16 protein-coding genes and 1 riboswitch are annotated in these 23,114 nt (G+C 66.6%); of the genes, 9 read left to right on the top strand and 7 right to left on the bottom strand.

The window, feature by feature from the left end; all coding sequences use genetic code 11:
* Nucleotides 1-328 precede the first annotated feature (328 nt).
* From XnspCFBP7698_RS17275 to XnspCFBP7698_RS17255, 5 genes are all read left to right on the top strand, one after another.
* Nucleotides 329-1,339 (top strand): aldo/keto reductase, encoded by a 1,011-nt coding sequence (locus XnspCFBP7698_RS17275; RefSeq protein ID WP_104581494.1) that lies wholly within the window; start codon nt 329-331, stop codon nt 1,337-1,339.
* The gene (locus XnspCFBP7698_RS17270) at nt 1,336-2,208 is read left to right on the top strand and encodes an amidohydrolase family protein (RefSeq protein ID WP_104581495.1); all 873 of its coding nucleotides are present in this window, start codon (nt 1,336-1,338) and stop codon (nt 2,206-2,208) included. Before XnspCFBP7698_RS17275 ends, XnspCFBP7698_RS17270 begins: the two co-directional genes overlap by 4 nt.
* The gene (locus XnspCFBP7698_RS17265) at nt 2,205-2,975 is read left to right on the top strand and encodes an SDR family oxidoreductase (RefSeq protein ID WP_104581496.1); all 771 of its coding nucleotides are present in this window, start codon (nt 2,205-2,207) and stop codon (nt 2,973-2,975) included. The genes XnspCFBP7698_RS17270 and XnspCFBP7698_RS17265 overlap by 4 nt, the downstream gene beginning before the upstream one ends.
* Nucleotides 2,976-3,142: 167 nt before the next feature.
* Nucleotides 3,143-4,000, top strand: coding sequence for a fumarylacetoacetate hydrolase family protein (locus XnspCFBP7698_RS17260; RefSeq protein WP_047697885.1), 858 nt, complete (start codon nt 3,143-3,145; stop codon nt 3,998-4,000).
* A 529-nt stretch (nt 4,001-4,529) separates the two neighbouring features.
* The gene (locus tag XnspCFBP7698_RS17255) at nt 4,530-5,852 is read left to right on the top strand and encodes an L-fuconate dehydratase (RefSeq protein WP_047697884.1); all 1,323 of its coding nucleotides are present in this window, start codon (nt 4,530-4,532) and stop codon (nt 5,850-5,852) included.
* Nucleotides 5,853-6,678: 826 nt separating this feature from the next.
* Here the strand turns inward: XnspCFBP7698_RS17255 and XnspCFBP7698_RS17250 are convergent.
* Nucleotides 6,679-7,038: an L-fucose mutarotase gene (locus XnspCFBP7698_RS17250; RefSeq protein WP_166744534.1), complete on the bottom strand. Its 360-nt coding sequence runs from the start codon at nt 7,036-7,038 to the stop codon at nt 6,679-6,681.
* A gap of 2 nt (nt 7,039-7,040) precedes the next feature.
* A complete protein-coding gene (fucP, locus tag XnspCFBP7698_RS17245; protein ID WP_104581497.1) occupies nt 7,041-8,342 on the bottom strand; it encodes an L-fucose:H+ symporter permease in 1,302 nt (433 codons plus the stop codon).
* Nucleotides 8,343-8,522: 180 nt separating this feature from the next.
* Between fucP and XnspCFBP7698_RS17240 the strand changes: the two genes are divergently transcribed.
* Both XnspCFBP7698_RS17240 and XnspCFBP7698_RS17235 read left to right on the top strand, forming a co-directional pair.
* Nucleotides 8,523-9,299, top strand: coding sequence for an IclR family transcriptional regulator (locus tag XnspCFBP7698_RS17240; RefSeq protein ID WP_047697881.1), 777 nt, complete (start codon nt 8,523-8,525; stop codon nt 9,297-9,299).
* A gap of 355 nt (nt 9,300-9,654) precedes the next feature.
* Nucleotides 9,655-9,781, top strand: a riboswitch (yybP-ykoY riboswitch).
* Between the two features lie 46 nt (nt 9,782-9,827).
* Complete coding sequence (locus XnspCFBP7698_RS17235) at nt 9,828-10,412, top strand: manganese efflux pump MntP family protein (RefSeq protein ID WP_123137638.1); 585 nt, start codon at nt 9,828-9,830, stop codon at nt 10,410-10,412.
* Nucleotides 10,413-10,593: 181 nt separating this feature from the next.
* On the opposite strand, the gene XnspCFBP7698_RS17230 is transcribed toward XnspCFBP7698_RS17235, so the two are convergent.
* The 3 genes from XnspCFBP7698_RS17230 to XnspCFBP7698_RS17220 all read right to left on the bottom strand — a co-directional run bounded on the left by XnspCFBP7698_RS17230 (nt 10,594) and on the right by XnspCFBP7698_RS17220 (nt 18,908).
* Nucleotides 10,594-14,043, bottom strand: a complete 3,450-nt coding sequence (locus tag XnspCFBP7698_RS17230; protein WP_123137637.1) for a PAS domain-containing hybrid sensor histidine kinase/response regulator — start codon at nt 14,041-14,043, stop codon at nt 10,594-10,596.
* A 1,080-nt stretch (nt 14,044-15,123) separates the two neighbouring features.
* A complete protein-coding gene (locus XnspCFBP7698_RS17225; protein ID WP_104581499.1) occupies nt 15,124-17,523 on the bottom strand; it encodes an NdvB protein in 2,400 nt (799 codons plus the stop codon).
* Nucleotides 17,524-17,525: 2 nt separating this feature from the next.
* Nucleotides 17,526-18,908 (bottom strand): MFS transporter, encoded by a 1,383-nt coding sequence (locus tag XnspCFBP7698_RS17220; RefSeq protein WP_104581500.1) that lies wholly within the window; start codon nt 18,906-18,908, stop codon nt 17,526-17,528.
* 157 nt (nt 18,909-19,065) lie between these two features.
* Here XnspCFBP7698_RS17220 and XnspCFBP7698_RS17215 point away from each other — a divergent pair, with 157 nt between their 5' ends.
* Both XnspCFBP7698_RS17215 and XnspCFBP7698_RS17210 read left to right on the top strand, forming a co-directional pair.
* A complete protein-coding gene (locus XnspCFBP7698_RS17215) occupies nt 19,066-19,650 on the top strand; it encodes a gluconokinase (protein WP_104581501.1) in 585 nt (194 codons plus the stop codon).
* Between the two features lie 683 nt (nt 19,651-20,333).
* A complete protein-coding gene (locus XnspCFBP7698_RS17210) occupies nt 20,334-22,064 on the top strand; it encodes a PQQ-binding-like beta-propeller repeat protein (RefSeq protein ID WP_146093275.1) in 1,731 nt (576 codons plus the stop codon).
* A 392-nt stretch (nt 22,065-22,456) separates the two neighbouring features.
* Here XnspCFBP7698_RS17210 and XnspCFBP7698_RS17205 read toward each other — a convergent pair whose 3' ends face one another.
* Together XnspCFBP7698_RS17205 and XnspCFBP7698_RS17200 are read right to left on the bottom strand one after the other, a co-directional pair.
* On the bottom strand, nt 22,457-22,684 hold the full coding sequence (locus tag XnspCFBP7698_RS17205; protein ID WP_104581503.1) for a hypothetical protein: 228 nt from the start codon (nt 22,682-22,684) through the stop codon (nt 22,457-22,459).
* On the bottom strand, nt 22,665-23,114 hold the full coding sequence (locus XnspCFBP7698_RS17200; protein ID WP_199680217.1) for a 3-dehydroquinate dehydratase: 450 nt from the start codon (nt 23,112-23,114) through the stop codon (nt 22,665-22,667). Before XnspCFBP7698_RS17200 ends, XnspCFBP7698_RS17205 begins: the two co-directional genes overlap by 20 nt.

Here is a 23,114-nt window from a genome sequence, read left to right as displayed (position 1 = left end):
TATCGATGGACTGCACCTGCACTAGGCATCCAGAAACTGCCTTGTGGTGTGTCGGAGCCATTAGCCCGGTCGAGCGAACCACACCTCGCGCGCGTCTGGCCGGAACCACACGAAAGCGATGCCCGGCCCAGGGCGCCCCGCCGCTCGCGGCGCCCTGGCAACTGCCTGCAAGCCCACCTGCCATGCTGCACTGCAGCGTGATCTGTTCATTGATGATTGCCATATTCATATGCGAACAGCCGGGCACCCGCCGGCTGGTGGACATCGCGATGCCCAGCTGCTTTCCAGACTCCGGTTCCGCCTGCGCCGTCTTTTCGGAGCAGTGCGCATGAGCGCCGTCGCGCGGCAGCGCCTGGGGGGCACCGACGTGCAGCTGTCGGCGCTGGGCTTTGGCGCCGCGCCGATCGGCAATCTGTACGCCGAAGTGGACGAGGCCGACGCACTGGCTGCAGTGGCGGGCGCGTTCGAGGCCGGCATCCGCCATTTCGATACCGCGCCCTACTACGGCTACGGCTTGAGCGAAGCGCGCCTGGGCCGCGGCCTGGCCGGCGTGCCGCGTGATGCGTACACGCTGTCGACCAAGGTCGGCCGCTGCGTCTACGACGACGCCCAGGCCGTTGCCGGCCGCGACGGCTTTGTGGTGGCCGGGCGCCGCGCCGAGTTCGACTACAGCGCCGACGGCGTGCGGCGCGCCTTCGCCTCCAGCCTGGAGCGCCTGGGCACCGACTACATCGACGTGCTGCTGCTGCACGACATCGGCGCGCTGACCCACGGCGACAACCACGCCCGTGTGCTGCAGCAGGCCTTGGAGGAGGCCTTGCCGGCCATGGCGGAGTTGAAGGCGTCGGGTGCGTGCGGGGCGATCGGCCTGGGCGTCAACGAGCAGGACGTGGCGCTGGAGGTGCTGCCGCGGTTTCCGCTCGACTGCGTGATGCTGGCCGGCCGCTACACCCTGCTGGAACAGCACGGCGCACGCGCGCTGCTGGATCAGGCGCAGCAACACGGCGTGTCGATCCTGTCGGCCGGGCCGTACAGCTCCGGCCTGCTCAGCGATGCACGCGGCCCCGGCGCCACCTACAACTACGCCCCGGTCGATACCGCCACCTTGCAGCATGCGCAGCGCCTGTATGCCGCCTGCGCCGCGTTCGGGGTGGATATCGGCGCGGCTGCGTTGCAGTTCCCCCTGGCGCATCCGGCAGTGACCACGGTGGTGGCCGGCATGCGCACCGTGGCCGAGGTGCACTCGGCCGCCGCACGGTTGCAGGCGACCATTCCGCCTGCGCTATGGCAGCGCCTGCGCGACGGCGGCCTGCTCGATACGGACCTGCCCACGCCATGAACCGCGTCGATGCGCATCTGCATTTCTGGCATCTGGCGCGTGGCGACTACGCCTGGCTGACGCCCGAGCTTGCGCCGCTGTATCGCGACTTTGCACCGCACGATGTCAGCGCTGCGCTGGACGCGGCCGGCGTTGGCAGCGTGGTCGTGGTGCAGGCCGCCGCAACGGAAGCGGAAACCTGTTACCTGTTCGAGCTGGCGCATGATGCGCCGCGCATTGCGGGCGTGGTCGGCTGGGTGGATTTTGCCGCGCCCGACGCCGCCACCCGCATCGGCGCGCTGGTGCGCGCCGGCGGCGGCCTGCTCAAGGGCCTGCGCCCGATGGTGCAGGACATTGCCGACGTGCACTGGCTGGCAGGCGCCGAGTTGGACGCCGCCTTCGATGCGATGCTGGAACACGATCTGGCCTTCGATGCCTTGATCCGCGCGGCACACGTGCCGGCCTTGCAGGCGCGCCTGAAACGGCATCCGGCATTGCGCGTGGTCGTCGATCACGGCGGCAAACCGCAGATTGCGGCCGGCGAATTCGTCGCCTGGGCCGCCGGCATGGCCGCATTGGCGCAGCATCCCAATGTGCATTGCAAACTTTCCGGCCTGCTCACCGAAGCCGCCCGCGGCGCCGGCATCGACGCACTGGAGCCGTATGTCGCGCATCTGTTCGCGCGCTTCGGTGCGCAGCGCCTGCTATGGGGCAGCGACTGGCCGGTGCTGACCCTGCGCGCCGATTACGCGCACTGGGTCGATCTTGCACAGCAGCTCGTCACCCGGCATGCCGCCGCCCACGCCGATGCGGTGTTCGGCGACAACGCACGCACGTTCTATCGTCTGCCACGGCCGGCGGCCCCCACCCACGGAACCTTCTCGGTATGACAGTCTCCATCCCCACCACACCCACCACCCGCCTGCACGGCAAGCGCTGCCTGATCACCGCCGCTGGCGCCGGCATCGGCCGCGAAAGCGCGCTGGCCTGCGCACGCGCCGGCGCGCAGGTGATCGCTACCGACATCGACGCCGCGGCCTTGCAGGCGCTGGCGGCCGAATCGGACGCCATCACCACCCAGCTGCTGGACGTCACCGATGCCTCGGCGATTGCTGCGCTGGTCGCGGAGCACGGCCCGTTCGATGTGTTGTTCAACTGCGCCGGTTACGTGCACCAGGGCAGCATTCTCGACTGCGACGAGCCAGCGTGGCGCCGCTCGTTCTCGATCAATGTCGATGCGATGTACTACACCTGCAAGGCGGTCCTGCCGGGCATGCTCGAACGCGGCCGCGGCAGCATCATCAACATGTCCTCGGTGGCTTCCAGCATCAAGGGCGTGCCCAACCGCTTCGTCTATGGCGTGACCAAGGCCGCCGTGATCGGCCTGAGCAAGGCGATTGCCGCCGACTACGTGGCGCAGGGCGTGCGTTGCAACGCGATCTGCCCGGGCACCATCAAGACGCCCTCGTTGGCGCAGCGCGTGCAGGCCCTGGGCGGCGACGAACAGGCCGTGTGGAAGAGCTTCACCGACCGCCAACCGATGGGCCGCCTGGGCGACCCGCGCGAGATCGCGCAGCTGGTGGTGTATCTGGCCTCGGACGAATCGTCGTTCACCACCGGCCAGACCCATATCATCGATGGCGGCTGGTCGAACTGAGAGGCGCGGGATCGCTCTCTGTCCGCTGACACCGGGCCGCACCTCATCCCTGGCGTCACCGTTGTCTGCAGCATGCATCACCCGCATTCCTGTTCCGAGCGCACCTTCCGCACCCGTCCGCGCCGTGTGATCGGCCGCTCCACTCCTCCCCTGCAAAGGAAGACTGCATGAAACTCGTACGTGTTGGCGCCGAAGGCCACGAACGCCCTGGCCTGATCGATAGCGAAGGCCGCATCCGCGATTTGAGCGGCGTCATCGACGATGTGGCCGGCGAGCACATCACCAACGCCGGCCTGGAAAAGCTGCGCGCGCTGGATGTGACCACGCTGCCGCTGATCGAAGGCGAGCAGCGTTACGGCGCCGCGGTGGGCCGCATCGGCAAGTTCATCTGCGTGGGGCTCAACTACGCCGACCATGCCGCCGAATCGGGCATGGAAGTGCCGAAGATGCCGATCCTGTTCATGAAGGCCACCACCGCCGTGTGCGGCCCCAACGACACCGTCATCATCCCGCGCGGCTCGGTCAAGAGCGACTGGGAAGTGGAGCTGGGCGTGGTGATCGGCGACGTGGCGCGCGATGTCTCGGTGGACGAGGCCTTGAACCATGTGGCCGGCTACGCGGTGATCAACGACCTGTCCGAGCGCGAATTCCAGCTCGAACACGGCGGCCAGTGGGTCAAGGGCAAGAGCGCCGATACCTTCGGCCCGATCGGCCCGTGGCTGGTCACCCGCGATGAAATCGCCGACCCGCAGAACCTGTCGATGTGGCTGGAGGTCAACGGCCACCGCTATCAGAACGGCAGCACCCGCACCATGGTGTTCGGCGTGGCCGAACTGGTCAGCCACATCAGCCGCTACATGACGCTGATGCCCGGCGATGTGATCAGCACCGGCACCCCGCCGGGCGTAGGCCTGGGCCAGAAGCCGCCGGTCTACCTCAAGCCGGGCGACGTGATGGAGCTGGAGATCGAAGGCCTGGGCCGTCAGCGCCAGCCGGTGGTGGCGCATCCGCGTGATGCGGGTTGAGGTTTTTTGGAAGGACTGAGGGAGTACTGCATTGCAGTGCGTCCCACCTCTCAGAATGTTCTCACGCGAAGGCCGAAGTACTCACACAACACGAATCGTGCAGCAAAGCAAAGCCCCTCTCCCCTCGGGAGAGGGGTTGGGGTGAGGGTACGTCGCCACGGATGCGCGCAACGCGACGTCAGTCCACTTGTCATGTGGTCCTGATATTTCGACGCTCGTGCTCACGCATCACACGCACGTTGCTCTCACGGAGTTTGCTGCCGCATTAAGTGTCTAAACGTTGTAGCGCGTCGATCGCAAAATGCAGTTGGTCGTGCAATAGATTCATTGGGGTGAGTTGCAAACGCCTGCGTCACTGCAGCGCCTCAACACCCCCAGCGCTACGCGTTCGTATCCTTGCCCCATCCCCTCTCCCGGCGGGAGAGGGGCTCAAGCGCGCTTCACTGCTGTCGTTTTCTTGACCCTTCGTTCTTGCACCCATCTGTTTTCCGCCCGTTTTCACTTCCCGCTTGCCATCGCCAGGACTTTCATGAGCACCATCATCGCCCTCGAGACCCACGACGTCCGCTTCCCCACTTCGCGCGAGCTCGATGGGTCGGACGCGATGAATCCGGATCCGGATTACTCCGCCGCCTATGTCGTGCTGCGCACCGATGCGCCGGATGACCTGGCCGGCTACGGCCTGGTGTTCACCATCGGCCGCGGCAACGATGTGCAGACCGCTGCGGTAGCCGCACTGGCCGAACACGTGGTCGGCCTGCGCGTGGATGAGGTCATCGCCGACCTCGGCGCGTTCGCGCGCCGGCTCACCAACGATTCGCAGCTGCGCTGGCTGGGCCCGGAAAAGGGCGTCATGCACATGGCCATCGGCGCAGTGATCAACGCCGCCTGGGACCTGGCTGCACGCGCGGCGAAAAAACCGCTGTGGCGCTACATTGCCGAACTCACGCCCGAGCAGCTGGTCGACACCATCGACTTCCGCTACCTCACCGACGCGCTCACCCGCGACGAAGCATTGGCCATCCTGCGCGCTGCACAGCCTCAGCGTGCGCAACGCATCGCGCAGTTGATCGAGCAGGGCTACCCGGCCTACACCACCTCGCCAGGCTGGCTCGGTTACTCGGATGAGAAGCTGGTGCGGCTGGCCAAGGAAGCGGTGGCCGATGGCTTCCGCACCATCAAGCTCAAGGTCGGCGCCAACGTGCAGGACGACATCCGCCGCTGCCGCCTGGCGCGCGAAGCGATCGGCCCGGACATCGCGATGGCGGTCGATGCCAATCAACGTTGGGACGTGGGCCCGGCAATCGACTGGATGCGCCAGCTGGCCGAATTCGACATCGCCTGGATCGAGGAACCCACCAGCCCGGACGACGTGCTCGGCCACGCCGCCATCCGCCAGGGCATCACCCCGGTGCCGGTGTCCACCGGCGAACACACGCAGAACCGTGTGGTGTTCAAGCAGCTGCTGCAGGCCGGCGCGGTGGACCTGATCCAGATCGACGCCGCCCGCGTCGGCGGGGTCAACGAAAACCTCGCCATCCTGCTGCTGGCTGCCAAGTTCAATGTGCGCGTGTTTCCGCATGCCGGCGGTGTGGGTCTGTGCGAGCTGGTGCAACACCTGGCGATGGCCGATTTCGTCGCCATCACCGGCCAGATGGAAGACCGCGCGATCGAATTCGTCGACCATCTGCACCAGCACTTCCTGGACCCGGTGCGCATCCAGCACGGCCGTTATCTGGCCCCGGAAGCGCCTGGGTTTTCCGCGGAAATGCACGCTGCCTCGATTGCAGAATTCAGCTACCCCGACGGACGCTTCTGGGTCGAAGATCTGGCTGCCAGCGCGAAAGGCTGAGGCCACGGCCCCTCATCCGCCCTTCGGGCACCTTCTCCCGCACGCGGGAGAAGGAAGCAGCGGCTAGACGCGCAGGCCGGCCATGGCCGGGCGGGATGGTGATTCAGCAGGCTTGGCGCTGCGGGTCGGCGCTTCTGGGGCCAGGTCTTGGGCCTGGCGGAACAACGGGTGGCTGACACGCAGCCCGCTACAGACACCAAGCAGGTGGGAGTGCATGGCGCAAACGCATCTTGGCCGATCGGCTGCGCCAGCTGCAGCTGATCCACCGCCCCGGTGCCAACGCCGAGCACGCCCTTCTCCCGCCTGCGGGAGAAGGTGCCCGCAGGGCGGATGAGGGCGCGGGCTCAGCGTACGGAACAACGAACGGCTGACACGCAGCCCGCTACAGACACCAAGCAGATAGGGATGCATGGCACAGACGCACCACCGCCCCAGTGCCAACGCCGAACACTCCCTTCTCCCGCCTGCGGGAGAAGGTGCCCGCAGGGCGGATGAGGGCTGGGCTCAGCGCACGGAACAACAAACGGCTGACACGCAGCCCGCTACAGACACCAAGCAGATGGGGGTGCATGGCACAGACACACCACCGCCCCGGTGCCAACGCCGAGCACGCCCTTCTCCCGCCTGCGGGAGAAGGTGCCCGCAGGGCGGATGAGGGCGCGGGCTCAGCGCACGGAACAACGAACGGCTGACACGCAGCCCACTACAGACACCAAACAGATGGGGGTGCATGGCGCAGACGCACCACCGCGCCGGTTCCAACGCCGAGCCCGCCCTTCTCCCGCCTGCGGGAGAAGGTGCCCGCAGGGCGGATGAGGGCGCGGGCTCAGCGCTGCGCCTGGATCGCCTCGCTCAATGCAAAGATCCGCCCCGCCTCGCGCCATTTCTCCCCAGGCGCGCTGCCCGGCAGTGGTTTCTGGAACCGCCACATCAGGTCTTCCCAGGCTTGAATCCGCGGATCACCCGCATCGCGCGCCGCCTTGGCCGCCGGGTCGTAGTCCTCGCCGACCTCCATCAGCATCACCAGCCGGTCGCCACTGCGAAAGATCTCCAGCTCGCGGATGCCGGCCTGCTGCAGCGAGGCCACGACCTCCGGCCATACCTCATCGGGCCGATGCCAGCGCTCGTAGTCGGCGATCAGCGCCGCATCGTCGTGCAGGTCCAGCACATAGCAAAGACGCGGCATGCTCAGGCTCCTGCAATCACGGGCGCCGTGCGACGGGCACGCAGCGCGAACAACAGGATCACCGCAAAGCATGCGCCCGGCACCACCATCGCCCAATGGATGCCGGCCATGTCCGACACCCCGCCCATCACCGCGGTGAGCAACGCGCCGCCGATGATGGACATCACCAGCAACGACGACCCCAGCTTGCGTGCGTCGTCATGCATGCCGTCCAGCCCCAGCGCGAAGATGGTCGGGAACATCACCGACATGAACACGCTGGCGGCCACCAGTGCGTACAGCCCGGTCCAGCCCGGCAGCGCGATGGCCACTGCGCACAGCAGCAGATTGATCGTGGCAAAACTCGCCAGCAATTTGGCCGGCGCCAGATACCGCAGCAGCGCGGTGCCCACGAACCGCCCGGCCATGAACAGCACCAGCGAAATGGTCAGATAGGTCGCTGCAGTTTTTTCCGGCGTGCCCGGCACGGCATCCTGCAGGTAGCGGATCAGGTAGCTCCAGATGCCGACCTGCGCGCCCACGTAAAAGAACTGCGCCACCACCGAAAACACGAACAGCCGGTTACGCAGCAATTCGCCAAAGCGGGCGCGCCTGGGAGCTTCGCCGGGGGCCGCCTCCGGGGCGCCGGTGGGAAAGCGCACCAGCGCGATCAGGATCGCCCACAGCACCACCACCACGCCGATGATCAGGTACGGCATCTGCACGGCGGCCGATTCGGTGGCGAAGAACGCCTCGCGCGCGGCTGGCGCCATCGCCGCCAGTTCGGCCGGGCTGTGCTCCACGCCGGAGAAGATGAAGTGCTGGCCCACCAGCACGCCGGTGATCGAGCCAAGCGGGTTGAACGCCTGCGCAAGATTCAGCCGTCGCGCCGCACCGTCGGCGGGGCCCAGCACGGTCACCAGCGGATTGGCGGTGGTTTCCAGAAACGCCAGGCCACTGGCAATCACGAACAAGGCCAACAGGAACAGCCAGTAGGTATGCACCTGAGCGGCCGGATAGAACAAGAACGCACCGCACGCATACAGCAGCAGGCCCAGCACCACCGCAGCCTTGTAGCTGTAGCGGCGCATGAACATCGCCGCTGGCATCGCGAACACGAAATAGCCCATGTAAAAGGCGCTCTGCACCAGCCCGGCCTGCAGGTCGGTCAGTTCGAAGGCCTTCTTGAACTGCTTGATCAGGATGTCGTTGAGGTTGTTGGCCATGCCCCACAAAAAGAACAGGCTGACGATCAACAACAGGGGAACCATGGCGGTACGCGCCAGGTTGCCGCGCGGTGACGCGGCAATGTCACTGTGATGCATGCGACCGATCCCCTCCCAAGGCTGTGGCGCTTGCGTTGCAATCCAGCGAGCGTACTGCGCACGCCAACGCCATGCAAATATAAAATCTTTGTTTATATTTGCACGCGCAGCATCCCACTGACCCGTGCCCGCGATGCCTGTACCCTGGCGCGCCGCACCCTGCCCTGGAACCGCAAACGGATGAGCACCGAACCCGCCAAGTACCGCGCGCCGGCCCTGGACAAGGGCCTGGACATCCTGGAACTGCTGGCGCGTGACGCGCGGCCGATGAGCATGGGGGCGATTTCGCAGGGTGTGGGGCGCTCGCGCGGGGAGATCTTCCGCATGCTGCAGGTGCTGGAAGAACGCGGCTACCTGATGCGCGACGCCGAGGGCGACTATGTGCTGACCAACCGGCTGTTCATGCTCGGCATGCAGCAGCCGCAGGTACAGAACGTCACCGAAGCCGCGCTGCCGGTGATGCGGCGCCTGGCCGATGCGATCTGCCAGCCCTGCCATCTGGTGGCGCCGTCGGGCGACCAGATCGTGGTGATCGCACAGATGGACGTGCCCAGCGACCTGGGCCTGGTGGTGCGCCCGGGGCATCGTCGCCCGCTGGCCCACTCCACGTCCGGCCTGGTGCTGTTCGCATTTCAGCAAGCCGATGTGCAGGGGCGCTGGCTGGAGGCGCTGGACGCCAGCGCGGTTGCCTACGACCGCGCGCAGTTCCTGAAGGACGTGCAGCAAACACGTCGCGATGGCTATGCGATGCATGCCAGCGAAGCGGTCGTCGGCGTGATCGACCTCACCGCCCCGATCCTGCAACACGGCAGCGCCACCTACACGCTGACGGTGCCCTTCATCGAACGTCGCCCGGAGCTGGTCAACGCGCGCGCAGCGCTGCAAGCCCTGTGTGCGGCAACGGCCGAGATTTCCGATGCGCTGATGTATCACCCGCCACGCGCATTGGGCGGGTGAATCGGGGCAAGACCGGGCTTGGCGCTTGTGGCGATGTCGCACGCGCGCGATCACCGGCGATGGGGTGACCGACAAGACAGGGCAATGCCGCGTGTACCTGCGATGGCACTCGAACGACCGTGATTGCACGCCCTCAGCTGCGGCTGCGGCAGATCGACGCGGCTGTCCGTTGCGGTGGCCTGGGCAGCGCCTCCGCGGTACTCGTCGAAGCTGTTGCGTGCAGTGGCGAGCGGCGTGATTCCCCGCAGGAAGCCAGCATAGCGGCCGCTACGATAGCCAAGGCTATAAAGATCAGACCGACCTTCGCGTGCGGGCAAAACGCCCGAAAGCGCGTTTTGCGTTGTTACACTGCGCGCCCCTTGGGGAGTAGCCTGCTTTCGTCCATCGAAAGCGCCTGCATCAACATCCTCGGCCGTTGCGCCGTGGTGCAGGCAACCAGTGTGGTTTGGCGAGACCAACGACATGCGTGCCTGACGATGGTTGGCGCGGGCGCATGCCGTTGTGAACGTGCCCAACCCGAGCGTGTCGATGTCTCCTGTTTCCATTGTGTTGATCGGTCTTGCGATGTCCACCGATGCCTTTGCCGCCGCCATCGGCAAGGGCGCGGCGATGCGCAAGCCGCAGTGGCGTGATGCATTGCGCGCCGGCCTGGTCTTCGGCTGCATCGAAGCCATCACCCCGGTGATCGGCTGGCTGCTGGGCCGTGCCGCCTCCAGCCATCTGCAGGCCTTCGATCACTGGATCGCCTTCGGCCTGTTGGGCGCGTTGGGCGTGCACATGATCGTGGCCGGCCTGCGCAACGAACCGGACGATGCCGAAGACGCAGCCTCCCAGACGCCGAAGCGGCACGGTTTGCTGGCCTTGGCCACCACCGGCTTTGCCACCAGCATCGACGCGATGGCAGTCGGCGTCAGCCTGGCGTTTCTCGACGTGCACATCGGCGTGGTGGCGGTGGTGGTGGGCCTGTGCACCTTCAGCATGGTCACCGCCGGCATCATGCTGGGGCGTGCACTGGGCGCCTTGATCGGCAAGCGCGCCGAGATCCTCGGCGGCGTGATCCTGGTGATCGTCGGCAGCGTGATCCTCTACGAACACCTCAGCGGCGCTGCATAAGCGCAGGCAGTTGTCGTAGGAGCGCACCCGGGCGCGACGGGCATTACCGGGAAAGCCCCGTCGCGCCCAGGTGCGCTCCTACGATGCATGGCATGCGCTCCGCGCGCGATCGGCATCGTGGGATGTTTACTCGATGCCGACTGCATCGCCGCATGTCGCGGTGATGGCAGGGATGCACCCGTCAGCGCGTTTTCGCGTCGTGATACGCACTCAAAAACGCGCGCAGCGAGGCCGGCTTTACAGGCTTGGTCAGCAGGCGGTAGCCGCGTTCGCGCGCAAGCTGTTTGAGCTCGTCGCGGCCGTCGGCGGTGAGCAAGGCGCCGGCGATCGGTGCGGTTGCCGCAGCCTGCACGGCGTCGAGCGTGTCCAGGCCATCCAGGCGGTCGTGCAGGTGATAGTCCACCAGCATCAGGTCCGGTTGTTCGCGCGCACGCTCCAGCGCCTGGTCCACGGTACTGGCGGTGATGACTTCCACCTGCCAGCGGCCGAGCAGCGCGCGCATGCCGTCGAGGATTTCGCGGTCGTTGTCCACGCACAGCACGCGCAAGCCGGCCAATGAATCGCCACTGGGCAACGCGCGCGTGGCCGGCACCGGCAACAGCGGCGCCACCGGTACCGCCGCCACGCGCGGCAGCAGGATCGAGAACATGCTGCCGCGGCCGACCTGGCTGCGCGCGCTCAAGTCGTGGTCGAGCAGGCGCGAGATGCGTTGGCAGATCGACAAGCCCAATCCCAGGCCCTGCTCGCCCCAGTCGAACGGCTGCTGGTAGCGGCGGAACTCTTCGAAGATCTGCCGCATGTGATGTTCGGGAATGCCCGGGCCGGTGTCCCACACCTGCAGCTCCACCTGCTGCCCGCGCCCGCGCATGCCCAGCACGATGCGTCCCTGGCGCGTGTAACGCAGCGCATTGGCCAGGAAGTTCTGCATCACCCGGCGCAGCAGCCGGCGGTCGCTACGCACCCAGATCGTGCGGCTGTGCACCTGCAGGCGCAGGCCACGGCTGGCGGCCACCGGTGCGTACTGCGCGGCCAGTTCGTGCATCAGTGCGCTGGCATCGAAATCTTCCACCGTTGGCCGCAGCCCGCCGGCATCCAGCCGCGAGACATCGAGCAGACCATCGAGCAATTCTTCGGCCGCACGCAGCGAGGCATCCACGCGTTCGGCCAGATGGCGTTGTTCTTCGTTGTTCTGGTGGCTCTCGCGCAGCGCGGAGGCGAACAGGCGTGCGGCGTTGAGCGGCTGCAACACATCGTGGCTGATGGCGGCCAGAAAGCGGGTCTTGGATTGCTGCGCCAGCTCGGCCTCGCGCGAGCGATCGGCCACGCGTTGTTCCAGATTCTCGTTGGCGTCCAGCAGCGCGCGCTCGGCGCGCTTGTAGTCGGTGATGTCGTTGTAACTGGTGACATAGCCGCCGCCGGGCAGCGCCTGGCCTCGCATTTCGATCACCTTGCCGTCGCTGCGGGTGCGTTCGAACACATGCGGTGAGCCGGCGCGCATATGGCGGATACGGCGGTCGATCTGGTCTTCGATATCGCCTTCGCCCAGCTCGCCGCGCTCGGCGTTGTAGCGGATCAGGTCGGCCACCGGGCGGCCCACATACAACATGCCGTCGGGGTACCCGAACAACTGCTGGTAGCGCCGGTTCCACGCGGTCAGGCGCATGTCCGGGTCGACCACGCTGACCGCGGCACTGATGTTTTCCAGCGTGGTGGACAGGATCTCGCGGTTGAAGCGCAGCTCCTGGCCGGCCTCGTCCAGTACCGCCACCACTTCACCCAGCTCCATGCCCGAACCACGCAACAGGCTGGTCAGCACCAGCCGCGCGGAGGCGGCACCGATGGAGGCTGCCAGCAGGCGCTCGGTGAACTGCACCCAGGCGCGGTCGGCCACCACGGTCGGCTGCAGCTCGCGCTCCAGCAACTGCGCCTGCTCCACGAACGCACGGCGCGCATGCCGCTCGCCCACCACGCGCTCGGCCAATGCCTGCAGGTCGCCCACCCGCACATGCCCCGGCCATTCGCCGGCCACCGTCGGACGCTGCGCATACGGGTCCAGGAAGGGCGCGGCACGCAGCCGCTCGTCCACCCCGGGGCGCCAACGCGCCGAAACCAGCATCATCGCGCCGACGTTGATCAGCAACGACCAGAACGTGCCGTGCGCCAGCGGGTCCCAGCCGCGCATGCCGAACAACTGCTGCGGCTGCAGCCACGCAATGCCGAATGGCCCGTCCACCAACCACTCCGGCTGCAACCAGCCCGCACGCGTGGCGGCCGGCAGCAGCAGCGTATAGATCCAGGTCATGAAGCCCAGCACCATGCCGGTCTCCACGCCCTTGCGGCTGGCGCCGCGCCAGTACAGCCCGCCGATCACGCCCGGCGCAAACTGCGCCACCGCTGCAAACGCCATCAACCCATACGCGGCCAGCGTGGTGTCGTTGGCCACGCTGCGGTGGTAGCCATAGGCGACCAGCGCCAGCAGCAAAATGGCGACGCGGCGGATCCACAGCACGCGCGAGGCCACTGCCGCACGCGCGTTGGCGCTGACGCGGCGGCGCAGCAGCACCGGCATCACCAGATCGTTGCTGACCATGGTGGCCAGGGCGATGCTGGCTACGATCACCATGCCGGTGGCCGCCGAAAAACCACCCACGTAGGCCACCAACGCCAGCACCGTGTTGCCCTGGCTCAGCGGCAGCGCCAGCACCACCGCATCGTCCACCACCGCACTGCCCTTGCCGAACAGCGCGATGCCGGCCGAGGCGATCGGCACCACCATCGCCGAGATGATCACCAGGTACGCCCCGAACAACCAGCGCGCGCGACGGATATCGCCGACATCGCTGCATTCCACCACTGCCACATGGAACTGCCGCGGCAGGCAGATCACCGCCAGAAAGCTCAGCAGCGTCTGCGAAATGAACCCCACCGATGGCGTGTGCTCGAACAGGGTGCGCGCCGAATCGGCGATATGCAGCTGGTGGTCGCTCAACCACAGCCAGGCAAACAGGCCCACCGCCACGATGGCGATCAGCTTGATCACCGACTCCAGTGCGATCGCCAGCATCATGCCGTGATGGTGCTCGGTGGCATCCACCTGGCGGGTGCCGAAAAGTGTGGCGAACAAGGCCATCAGCAGCGCCACGTACAACGCCGGGTCGGCGAAGATGCCGCGCCCGGCGCTGCTATGCCCGGTCAGCACCTCCAGGCTCATTGCGACCGCTTTGTACTGCAGCGCCAGGTACGGCACGATGCCGACCAGTGCGATCACCGCCACCAACGCCGCCAGCCGCCGCGAGCGGCCATAGCGCGAGGAAATGAAATCGGCGATGGACACGGTGTTTTCGGCGCGTGCGATCAGCGCCAGTCGCTCGATGATGCGCCAGCCGAACAGCAGCAACAGCAACGGCCCCAGATAGATCGGCAGATAGCCGATGCCGTTGCGCACCGCCGAGCCGACTGCGCCATAGAAGGTCCACGACGAGCAGTACACCGCCAGTGCCAGGCTATAGACCGCCGGCCGCAGCCATGGCCGCTCCGGATACATCGGCCGGCGGTCGCCCCACCACGCCACGCCGAACAGCAACGCGGCATAGCCCACGGAGACCAGCAGCAGGATCCAGCTTGATACCAAGGGGCGTTCCCAGGCGGCGCGATGCGAGCCTGGGAGTTTACGCAGTGGGATTGGAGATTGGGGAATCGTGCCGGACTGTTTGGCGGAGGGCGAAGCCCTACAGCCACCTCGGGCAGTTCCTGCCGTCTTGCAGGAGGCGTGGTGGCGTGATGTAGGCGTTGCACGCGTTTCGCGCTGCCGGGACGCCGCGCCTTTGAGTCAGCCGCTGACCAGGGGCATCGGGCTGAAGGTTAAACGCCCCCCATCCGCCCTTCGGGCACCTTCCCCCGCAGGCGGGAGAAGGGACCGCGGTTGCGATGTGCCATGCACTGGCGTGTCGCATCTCTGGCCCACCAAGCTGGTTAGGGGCATCGGGCTGCAGGTCAGACGCCCCCCATCCGCCCTTCGGGCACCTTCCCCCGCAAGCGGGAGAAGGAACCGCGGTTGCGGTGTGCCATGCAGTGGCCTGTCGCATCTCCGGCCCACCAAGCTGGTCAGAGGCATCGAGCTGAAGGTCAGACGCCCCCCCATCCGCCCTTCGGGCACCTTCCCCCGCAGGCGGGAGAAGGGACCGCGGTTGCGGTGTGCCATGCACTGGCCTATCGCATCTCCGACCCACCAAGCTGGTCAGGGGGGCATCGGTCTGAAGGTCAAACGCCCCCCATCCGCCCTTCGGGCACCTTCCCCCGCAGGCGGGAGAAGGGACCGCGGTTGCGGTGTGCCATGCAATCGCCTGTCGCATCTCCGGCCCACCAAGCTGGCCAGAGGCATCGGGCTGAAGGTCAGACGCCCCCCATCCGCCCGTCGGGCACCTTCCCCCGCAGGCGGGAGAAGGGACCGCAGTGCGGTGTGCCATGCACTGGCCTGTTGCATCTCCGGCCCACCAGGTCAGGCGGCCGGCAGGGGGCGTCTGCCTCATGGCTGACCAGAGCGTGCACGGTCGGGCGGCATGCACCGTTACGGTCGGCGACGATGCAGCGTTACGGTCGGGCGGCGCTGCGCCGTTGTCGCGATCAGCCGATGATGCAGCGGCCACCCGGTGTTGGCCGCTCCCCTCTCCCGCCTGCGGGAGAGGGTGCCCGGAGGGCGGGTGAGGGCCGCTCAGCCCGGCAGCCGCACCTGCACCCGATACACCCGGCCGGCGGTCACCGCGTGCACGCGCTGGTCCGCGCTGACCACGCCATCCACCAGCACCTCCGTCGCCACGCGTCCGGCTTCGCGCTGCAGCTGCACCTCGAACTGCGCGCCCCGGAACTGGCGCGTGACCTGCGCCTGCGGCCAGTGCGACGGCAGCTGCGGACGGATCGCCAGCGCATCGCCCTCGCCGACCAACCCGAACAGACCCTCCAGCACGCAGCGATACACCCAGGCCACCGTGCCGGTGTTGAACAACTGGCTCGACCGCCCGGCGGTGCGCGGATACTGATGCCAGGCACCGCGGTAATAGTTGGGCAGCGACACCGGCAGATGGCCGCGCTGCAGCACGTCCTCGCGCGTCGGGCCCGGCAACATCGCGCGCAGGATCTCCCACGCGCGGTCGGCCTCGCCGATCTGGTACAGGCTGTACAGATAGAACGCCACCGCGTGGTTGTAGACCGCGCCGTTCTCTGCCGCGCCCGGCCACTTCTGGGTCAGCCGCCCCACGTCGTCGCGCATGTGCGTGTACGCCGGCGCCAGCATCACCGGGCCATACGGGGTGTGCAGCTGCTCTCGCACGGCCTCCAGCAGCGCCGCGCGTTGCTGTGCATCCGCAGTGCCGGCCAGCAGCGCGAAACTCTGCGGATTGAGATAGATGCGCCCCTCCACGTCGTCGGCGATGCCGAAGCGCACACCGTCGTCGGTGATGCCGCGTGCATACCAGTTGCCGTCCCACAGCTCGCGATTGGCGTCGGCATTGACCGCGCCCACCGCCTGGCCAAACCTCTCCGCCTGCGCGCTGCGTCCGTGCGCAGCGCAGATGTCCGACCACAGCCGCAGCGCATACGCGGTGGCCACGGTCAGCCAGCCGGACACACCCTTGCCGCGCCAGCCGACCATGTTCATCGGGTCGTTCCAGTCACCCTGGGCGATGAAGCTCAACCCGCGTGCATCGCGTGCGTCCAGCAGCCACTGCATGGCCGCATCCAGCCGCTCGGCCACGCTCAGCGCCTGGCCATCCTGCGTGCGTACCAGTGCCTCCAGCACGCTGGCATCATTGGTTTCGGCCAGATACGCGCTCAGGAAGATCGGCAACCACACGCAGTGATCGGTATGCGGTACCTGGTTGATGTATTTGAGCTCGGCGCCTTCCACCAGCAGGATGCCGTCCGGCATCGCACCGCTGGGTTCCTGCTGCGACAGCGCGTGCAGCAACGCCGCACGCGCGGTGGCCGGCTGCAGGTAGGCCATGCCCATATGGTCCTGCAGATAATTGCGCGTCTGCGGATCGGTGGTCAGGCGATTGACGTCGCCGTGGTAGAACACCTGCCGCGGCAACCAGTGGTTGACCAGGTTGTCCAGCGCCGCATCCGGCGTGACGATCTGCACGCAGCCATGGCCGGCCTGCAGGTACTGCGCATACTCACGTGCCGCTTGCGCAAAGCCTGCTTCCGACAGATAGCGCGCACGCAGCGCGGCGATTTCTGCATCGTCCTTGGCCGGCCCGAACGCGAAGCGGTACACGCTCGCCGCATCCGCTTCCAGGCGCAGGCGGTACTGCAGCGCCGCCGCCGGGGTTTCGTAATGCGCGTCGCTGTTGCCCAGCTGCTCGGCCTGGATGGCGGAGGGCGCATGCAACCCGCCTTCGCCTTCGAAGGCTAACTGCTGCGCGTCCCAGGCCACCGGCGGTTGTTCGTGCAACAGGAAGGTGCAGTCCTTGAAATCGCGCTGGCGAAAGTAGTCGTCCACCTTCTGGTACGGCGCCACGCTACGGCAGACGATGCCGCCCAGCGCCGGCTCGTAGCCGCCGGACTGATGCATCCACGACATGTAGCCAACCGGGAAATACACATACAGGCTCAGCCTGCGCGCACGCCCGGAAGCGTTGTGTACGCGGCATTCCCACAGCTCCACCGCATCGTCGGTGGGCAGGGCCACGCATAGCTCCACCACGATGTCGTCGTGCTGCACGCGCCAGCGCACATCGTGCTTGCCCGCGGAGAATTCGAATGCCTGCGGCTGCGCGCGCACCGGCTCGTGCGGCACCGAATACAACGCGCCAGTGTCTTCATCCTTGAGATAGAAAAAGCGCCCGGGATGATGCGCGTAATACGGCTGCTCCGGCATCATGAAGTTGCGCGCTTCCAGCACCGGTGCATGCGCGTACTTGGACGGCTCCGGCTGCATGAACTGGCCGGTGGCATAGCCGCGACAGGTGAGCTGCAACATCATGCGGCGGTTCCACAGGAACCCGCCGGCATTGGGCATGGCCGTGGGGCTGTAGAGCGCGTAGCGCGCGCCGTCGGCGCTGGGCGCCAGCAAGGTGGACAGATCGTCGGACGCAGCAGTGGGCAGTGCAGACACGGTCAGGGGTGCTCCGGTTCGTCGCGCTTGCGCGCGGCCAGTTCGTGCTGGATGCGGCGCAGCAAGCCGTCATCCAGCGGATAGAAACGCATGGTCCAGGCCGCCAGCAGCGCCACTGCGCCGGGGATGACCGTCAGCAGCAGCACGATGCCGGTCAACGAGCCGGTGGACTGCGCGCTGTTGGCCACATAGCCCATGCCGGCCAGCACCCAGGCGATGCCGGCCGAGGCCAGCGCGCCGCCAAGCTTCTGCGAAAACGTGGCCGCCGCAAACGTCATCGCGGTGGCACGCCGGCCGGTACACCATTCGGTGTAATCGGCGCTGTCGGCATACATCGAAAACGCCAGCGGCGATTTCGGCCCCAGTGCCAGGCCGATCAGCATGTTCAACGCAAAGATGGCCCACACCGCATCGGCAGGCACGAAGAACATCGCACAGCTCAGCAGGCCGACCATCACCATCAGCCCGCACATCAGCTGGCGCTTGTCCCAGTGCCGGGTCAGCAGCGGCGTGATCGCCGCGCCCACACCCAACGCCACCGAATAGCAGCCCAGGAACAAGCCGACCAGATCCGGGCGCTGCACGTAATACTTGAGGTAGTACACGCCCGCACCGCCGCGCATGGTGATGGTGATCATGATGATCAGCGACAGCACGAACAGCACGCACCACGGCTTGTTCTGCAACAGGTCGGCGATGTCGCGGCGTACCGGCGTGCGTTGCTGCGGCGGTGGCTGCACGCGCTCGCGCGTGGTCAGGGCCACGCCGACGAACAGCGCCACCGCGATGGCGCCATACAGCATCATCGTGCGCTGCCAGCCCAGCGCATCGTTGCCACTGCCGAACCAGCGCACCAGGTCCATCGTGAAGTAATTGACCAGCGTGGTGCCCGCAAATGCACCGATGAACCGCAGGCTGATCAGACCGGTGCGCTGCTTGCTGTCGGCGGTGATCACGCCCGACAACGCCGAGTACGGAATGCTCACCACCGTGTAGGCCAGCATCATCGCCAGGAAGCTGAGCGTGGCCCACACCATGCGCCCGTGTTGATCCAGCTCCGGGGTGGTGTAGGCAAGCACGCCGGTCGCTGCCATCGGCACCGCGCCCCACAACAGATACGGGCGGAACTTGCCCCAGCGGCTGCGGGTGCGGTCGGCGATGGCGCCCATGGCCGGGTCGGCGATCGCATCGGCGATCTTGGTCAACAAAATCATCGTGCCGACTGCCGCAGCCGGCAGGTGCATGGTGTCGGTGTAGAAGATCAGCAGAAACGCCGAGATGTTGGCCCAGTAAAGATTCAGGCCCAGATCGCCGGCGCCGTAGCCGAGCTTTTCGCGCCAGCGCAGGGGCGCCGATGCAGGAGACGTTGCGGGGGGTGACGTCATCGGCAGACCTTCGCATGCGTTGTACCCGGCCGGGCACGCCGTTACGCTGGGTGCCCGCTCACCTGGCAAGGAGCGCCGACGCTACACCACGCATCGGCTGTCGCCAACGTGAAATCCGCTCAAATGCCGAATCGATCCGGAGATATAACCTGACGTGATGGACACCGCCGTTCCCGCCACGCCCGCGTCCGCTTCGCCCCTGGCCATCGTCGTGATGGGCGTGTCGGGCAGCGGCAAGACCACCATCGCGCAGGCGCTCGCCGCGCATTACGGCTACCGCTTTCTGGATGCCGACGACTACCACAGCGTGGCCGCACGCGCACAGATGGCCGCCGGCCAACCGCTCACCGATGCCATGCGCCTGCCCTGGGTGGAACTACTGGCCGCCACCCTGCGCGACTGCGTGCATGCCGGCGAATCGGTGGTGCTGGCGTTCTCGGGTTTACGCAGTACGCACCGGCAATTGCTGCGCGGCAGCGGCATACCCATGCGCTTCGTGTTCCTGCATGCGGCCCCGCACGTGATTGCCGCACGCCTGAGCGCGCGCGCCGGCCACTTCATGCCGCCCAGCCTGCTCGACAGCCAGCTGCAGAGCCTGGAGCTGCCGCTGGACGAAGCCGACGTGGTGTCGGTGGATGTGGACGCCACGGTGGCGGAGGTGGTGCAGGATGCGATCACGCAGCTAGCGCTGATCGCCCCCACTGCGGTGCACAACGCCGCACCCTCGCCTCAAAACGCCTGACGCACCAGCTAACGCAGCCCGGCAACGCACGCCCGGGCGTCTCCCGCTCACGTGGGAACAGGACGGCGCGCAGCACCGGATGGGGATGCAGGCCAAGCCACGTGGGTGCGGACGACACAGCGGCATCGCCCCTTACCTCTACGTGTTCGACGCACGCCGGCGGCGAGTGCCCCAAGGCACGCGTGACAACGGCGCGCAGGCAGTGCCATTCGCCAGAGGGGAGTGGGCTTACCCCTCACCGCAGCGTACGTTGCGTTCGATCAATCAGAACGCGCAACGCGTGCAGTGCTGCATGGCAATGCCACCACCACCGCCACCAGAGAACGCTGCGCAGCGCGCAGCGCTCGCGGCGTCACCGCCATGTCGATTCACCGCACAAGGTGGCGCAACATTTCCTGGTTACTTTTTGCAAACCGCTGATTTGCAGGGACATCCGGCGCTTTCTGGCTGAATCATTTTTTCTATCGCACACACACTGAATAGTGATGAATCATCACCATTTGTGCGATTAACGCACGCGTTGAACGCAAATTTTGCGAGCTGGTACGACCAGATCCAAGCAGACCCGACCACTCTCTGAATGCAGCGACCAAGGCCGTGTTGCACGGTCGCCGCAATCGGCGATCTTCATCCAGCAGATCCGGGGGGATCCAGCGCTTCCTTCCATCAATGGACACGCCGTGATGACAAATCCCAATCGCCGTTTGCGCTTACGCAGTTTGACGCTCATCCCTTGCCTGCTCGCCAGCGCAGTGGCTTTCGCCCAATCTGGCGCCACAACCGCGCAGGCGCCCGTGTCGTCGCTGGATACGCAGGCGTTCGCGCGCTCCGGCGAGGTCTGGCGCAGCTTCGGCAATGCACTTCCCTTCGCCAGTCCCACCAGTTGGCCGATTGCCGGCGGTGGTTATTTGAACCAGCGCTTCGCGCCAGGCGAGTGGAAGATCAATCGCAGCACCGTCTCCTCGCTCAAGCCGGCGTGGACCCTGACCACCACCGGCGACATCTCGGCAACGCCCAGCATCGAGGGCGGCACGCTGTATGTCCCCGACTGGGGCGGCACGCTGTACAGCGTCGATACCCAGACCGGCAAGCCGAACTGGCAGGCCAAGCTGTCCGACTACACCGGCAAGAGCACGTCGCTGTCGCGGACCACCCCGGCCATTACCCCCAAGAGCATCATCCTGGGCGACATGGCTGGCGGCACCGTGCTGGCCTTGGACAAGAAGACCGGCAAGTTGCTGTGGAAGAGCGAGGTGGAAACCAATTCGCAGGCCCAGATCACCTCGTCCCCTGTGGTCTACGGAAACCGCGTGTACCTGGGCGTGTCGTCCAGGGACTACGAGAGTCTTGATCCGACCCATCGGTTCTCGTTCCGCGGCAGCGTCGTGGCACTGGACCTCGCTACCGGCAAGAAGGTGTGGCAGTTCTACAACGCACCCGAGGGCTATACCGGCGCGTCGACATGGGGCCAGGTCGCCATCGATCCCATCGCACGCCGCATCTACTTCGGCACCGGCAACAACTACAACATTCCTGCCAGCGTGGGGAACTGCGTGTCCAACGCACGTTCGTACCGTGGCAGCGAGCTGACGGTGCAGGATGAACTCAACTGCATGGCGCCGGATAACTATGTCGACTCGGTGGTCTCGCTGAATCTGGACACCGGCAAGCTGGTCTGGGCAAACCGGAACCAGGGGTATGACGCCTGGAACCTGTCCTGCATCCTCGCTCCCACCAATGGCCTGTGCCCGAATACCCAGGCGACCAACCTGACCGGGCCCGACTACGATTTCGGTGGCGCAGGCATCAACCTGTTCTCCGTCCAGCGCGATGGCAAGCTGCAGCAATTGGTCGGCGCCGGCCAGAAGAGCGGCATCTACTGGGCCTTCGACGCCAAGACCGGCGCCAAGGTGTGGTCCACGCAGGTCGGCCCCGGTGGCACCACCGGCGGCATCGAGTGGGGCGCGGCGTTCGACCCCTACAAGTCGCGCGTGTATGTGGGGATCAACAACAATTTGAATACCCCCTACACGCTGGCGCCGGGCAATACCGTCAGCCATAACGGCGGTTCGTGGGCAGCGTTGGATGCGGCCACCGGCCGGATCCTGTGGCAGGTCAAGGCGACGGGCCTGAACCCCGTCAACCCGGTCGTGCCGGCGGGTGCCCAGGGCCCCATGAGCGTGTCGCCCAACCTGGTGTTTGCCGGCTCGATGGCAGGCAACATGGTGGCCCTGGACAGCGACACCGGCGCCACCCTGTGGAACTACAAGGCGACCGGCTCGGTGATGAGCGCACCATCGATCGTGGACGGTGCGCTGTACTGGGGCTCCGGCTATGCGCGCAACAACTTCGGCGTCGCAGCCACCGCTAACCAGTTGATCAAGTTCGTGCCGGACGCCCCTGCAGGCAAGTAGGGGTCAACATGGATGCTCTGCGCTGCCTGACGCGCAGCACGGCATGACAACGGCGCCACCTTCGGGTGGCGTCGTTGTGTCTGCAGTTGTCGTGATCCTCGCGCTCGATACGCGGGAGCATGCTGCATGTCTTGCTACTCGGGCATGGCCATAGCGAGGTACATTCGAGCTAACATCCGGTGCAATTGGCCGCAGCGCAGCGGCACTGTCTTTGAATTGCCGCTGCTGTGTGGACGCTCATTCCTCCAGGCGATGCGATGCGCACGCCTTGCATACCGATCGGCCAAGGCAACGACGCCGCGCCTCTGATCCGCATCCAACGCAGGTCACATGCGGCTGCCGGCCGAAGCATCGGCGCACCGTCCGACCGCGCTGTTGTAGCGGCAGGGCCGCTACAGGCGGGTCACCTGGCATAGCCGGATCTGCCCCGCCTCCAACCCATGCGCCTCGGCCGCCCGACGGCGCAGCGCGCACACCAATCCCGCTGCATCCAGCTCGCCATCGGCAGGCATGTCCACGCTGTGCGTCAATTGACCCCACACCACCGGCCGGCCATCGCAATAGCCTTCGTAGTCGGCAAAGTAATGCAGCTGGCGCGGCTCAGGTCCCGACATGGACATCGCCCTGGATCTCCGTGCAGCCCAGATGCTCCAGCGCGATTTCCAGCCCGAGCAGATAACTCTGCGCGCAGTAGCCGCGCACGGTTGCAATGCAGGGCGCAAACCCCGGTGGCAAGCACCGCTCCGGCCGGTCCGCACTGTCGTCGTGGGTCTCCACGAACGGATACGGCAATGCGCCCAGCACACGGTGCAGACGCGCACTGTCCACGCAACTGCCCGGATCGATCAACGCGATCTCCATCCGCGCCTGCCCCGCCACGCGCAAGGCATCCAGCAGTTCCTGCTCCGACTCACAGGCCCGCAATGCCACGGTCTTGCCCGCATCGCCGGCGCATTGCACCAGCTGGCGAATGACGGCCCGCGGCAACGGCTGCGGCCCACGCACCAGCGGCAGCGATGCCTCCGGCCCACGCACGATCATGATCGACAT

The organism is Xanthomonas sp. CFBP 7698 (assembly GCF_003600855.1).
Classification (GTDB): Bacteria; Pseudomonadota; Gammaproteobacteria; order Xanthomonadales; family Xanthomonadaceae; genus Xanthomonas; species Xanthomonas cannabis.
This window is presented reverse-complemented; position numbering and strand designations above follow the sequence as displayed.

What these genes read in the sequence shown, in the direction of transcription:
- XnspCFBP7698_RS17275 (WP_104581494.1), top strand. Translation starts at nt 329, where the DNA reads ATGAGCGCCGTCGCGCGGCAGCGCCTGGGGGGCACCGACGTGCAGCTG.
- XnspCFBP7698_RS17270 (WP_104581495.1), top strand. Translation starts at nt 1,336, where the DNA reads ATGAACCGCGTCGATGCGCATCTGCATTTCTGGCATCTGGCGCGTGGC.
- XnspCFBP7698_RS17265 (WP_104581496.1), top strand. Translation starts at nt 2,205, where the DNA reads ATGACAGTCTCCATCCCCACCACACCCACCACCCGCCTGCACGGCAAG.
- XnspCFBP7698_RS17260 (WP_047697885.1), top strand. Translation starts at nt 3,143, where the DNA reads ATGAAACTCGTACGTGTTGGCGCCGAAGGCCACGAACGCCCTGGCCTG.
- XnspCFBP7698_RS17255 (WP_047697884.1), top strand. Translation starts at nt 4,530, where the DNA reads ATGAGCACCATCATCGCCCTCGAGACCCACGACGTCCGCTTCCCCACT.
- XnspCFBP7698_RS17250 (WP_166744534.1), bottom strand. Translation starts at nt 7,038, where the DNA reads ATGCCGCGTCTTTGCTATGTGCTGGACCTGCACGACGATGCGGCGCTG.
- fucP (WP_104581497.1), bottom strand. Translation starts at nt 8,342, where the DNA reads ATGCATCACAGTGACATTGCCGCGTCACCGCGCGGCAACCTGGCGCGT.
- XnspCFBP7698_RS17240 (WP_047697881.1), top strand. Translation starts at nt 8,523, where the DNA reads ATGAGCACCGAACCCGCCAAGTACCGCGCGCCGGCCCTGGACAAGGGC.
- XnspCFBP7698_RS17235 (WP_123137638.1), top strand. Translation starts at nt 9,828, where the DNA reads ATGTCTCCTGTTTCCATTGTGTTGATCGGTCTTGCGATGTCCACCGAT.
- XnspCFBP7698_RS17220 (WP_104581500.1), bottom strand. Translation starts at nt 18,908, where the DNA reads ATGACGTCACCCCCCGCAACGTCTCCTGCATCGGCGCCCCTGCGCTGG.
- XnspCFBP7698_RS17215 (WP_104581501.1), top strand. Translation starts at nt 19,066, where the DNA reads ATGGACACCGCCGTTCCCGCCACGCCCGCGTCCGCTTCGCCCCTGGCC.
- XnspCFBP7698_RS17210 (WP_146093275.1), top strand. Translation starts at nt 20,334, where the DNA reads ATGACAAATCCCAATCGCCGTTTGCGCTTACGCAGTTTGACGCTCATC.
- XnspCFBP7698_RS17205 (WP_104581503.1), bottom strand. Translation starts at nt 22,684, where the DNA reads ATGTCCATGTCGGGACCTGAGCCGCGCCAGCTGCATTACTTTGCCGAC.
- XnspCFBP7698_RS17200 (WP_199680217.1), bottom strand. Translation starts at nt 23,114, where the DNA reads ATGTCGATCATGATCGTGCGTGGGCCGGAGGCATCGCTGCCGCTGGTG.